2 protein-coding genes are annotated in these 1876 nt (G+C 56.2%); both read left to right on the plus strand.

Annotated features, from left to right (window positions below; translation table 11 throughout):
- Positions 1 to 1657: tail fiber domain-containing protein (locus tag VNL73_05600; protein HXF48883.1), on the plus strand; the 1657-nt coding region annotated here is incomplete at its 5' end.
- Positions 1658 to 1676: 19 nt separating this feature from the next.
- Positions 1677 to 1876, plus strand: a 200-nt coding sequence (locus VNL73_05605) for a hypothetical protein (GenBank protein HXF48884.1), incomplete at its 3' end; no start/stop codon positions are given.

Consider the following 1876-nt stretch of genomic DNA (forward strand, 5'->3'; position numbering starts at 1 on the left):
GACGGAAACCCAATCGGTAACTACTTCCGGCGGCCTTTTTGCCGTGCTTTTGGGTTCTTCCAATCCAATTCCGGATGCCGTGTTCCAGAGTTCGGAGCGCTGGCTCGGCATTGCGGTCTCTCCCGACCCGGAGATGCCCCGGCAGCGGCTGGTTTCCGTCGGCTACGCCTACCGGGTCAACTCGGTGGACAGCGCCTTGGGCGGGACCATCAAGACGAAGGTCACTATTGGTCCTAATACGAATACGGGCGCGGATGCGTTTGTGGCGGGCTACAGAAATGGAGTAACCGGTAATTATTCCGTTGTTGACGGCGGCAGCGGCGACACGGCCAGTGGCGACTACTCCGCTGTCGGCGGAGGTTTTTTGAATATTGCCTCCGGAATAGGTGCAACGATTGCTGGCGGTGGTTTCAACCGAGCCAAAGGGCAATACTCTACGGTGGGCGGTGGAGGAGGTTCAAGTGCGGCGGACTCCAATTCTGCGTCGGGGGAACGGGCAACGGTAAGCGGCGGACGCCGTAACGTTGCTTCGCAAATCTTTGCAACTGTAAGCGGAGGCGACAACAACATTGTTTCAGGAGATGCGGGAACGATCGCTGGCGGTCTTGACAATGTTTCCAGCGGAACTGCTTCGACCGTTGGTGGCGGAGCACTAAACAAAGCCCGGGGGCAGTTTTCGGTCGTTGGTGGAGGAGGGAGTTTCTTTGCACTTATTGATTCTAATTCGGCTTTGGGGGATTGGTCAACGGTGGGTGGGGGAAGCCGAAATGTAGCCGCCGACTCATTTTCCACGGTTGCAGGCGGGCAAACAAATAGGGCGTTGAAACGATATGCAACAATAGGGGGAGGAAGTTTGAATAGAGCCAGCGGCGATTATTCAACTGTTCCCGGTGGAATATTGAACCGCGCAGATGGGAACTATTCTTTTGCCGCCGGGCGGCGCGCCGTTGCCTCGCACACCGGCAGTTTTGTCTGGGCGGACAGCACGAATGCCGATTTTGCCTCCACCGATGCGAATCAATTTCTAATCCGGGCTTCGGGCGGCGTGGGCATTGGCACGAACAGTCCCAGTCAGATGCTGGATGTCGCCGATAACATCAGCATCCGGGGAACCCATTTGGTGTACAATTCCGCCAACGGCGTCATCGATTGGGGCCCCTCGGGAGACCTTTTTTTCCGGCGGCTTTCCACACAGGGAGACATCAGCGCGTACTCTGAAAAGATGGTAATCAAGGATAACGGTAACGTAGGCATTGGAACTTCCGCACCGGCCGCCCTTTTGCACGTCAACGGCACAGCGGGTAACAACACCGGCGTCTGGTCCAATCTTTCCGACCGCCGGCTGAAAAAGGAAATCGAGCCGATTTCCGGGGCGCTGGCGTCCGTTCTGCAATTAAAAGGGGTAACCTTCCGCTGGAAGAATGAAGGGATGGACCAGGAATTCGGACGGGTGCGGGGCTTGATTGCCCAAGATGTGGAACAAGTGATTCCGGAATGGGTCAAAACCGACCCGAACGGCTACAAGCGGCTGGAACCGATTGGCGTTGACGCCCTTCTCATCGAGGCGATAAAAGAGCAGCACAAACAGATTGAAGAATTGAAAAAAGAACTTCACGAGTTGAAAAACCGGCGGACTCGAGCCCAACTGGAAGACTAAAACCGGAAGGAGGTTCAAGATGAAACGCATCGCAAGTCTGACGATTCCGACAGCGCTTCTCGCGCTGTGGACATTAGCCGCCTTTGGCGCCGTCCCCCAGCTCATCAACTTTCAAGGTATCCTGAAGGACGGCGGTGGCAATCCAGTGGCGGATGGCTCGTATTCCGTCACCTTCACCATCTATGATGCCGCCACAGGGGGAACCACCCTTTGGACGGA

The organism is Verrucomicrobiia bacterium (assembly GCA_035574275.1).
Lineage (GTDB): Bacteria > Zixibacteria > MSB-5A5 > DSPP01 > DSPP01 > DSPP01.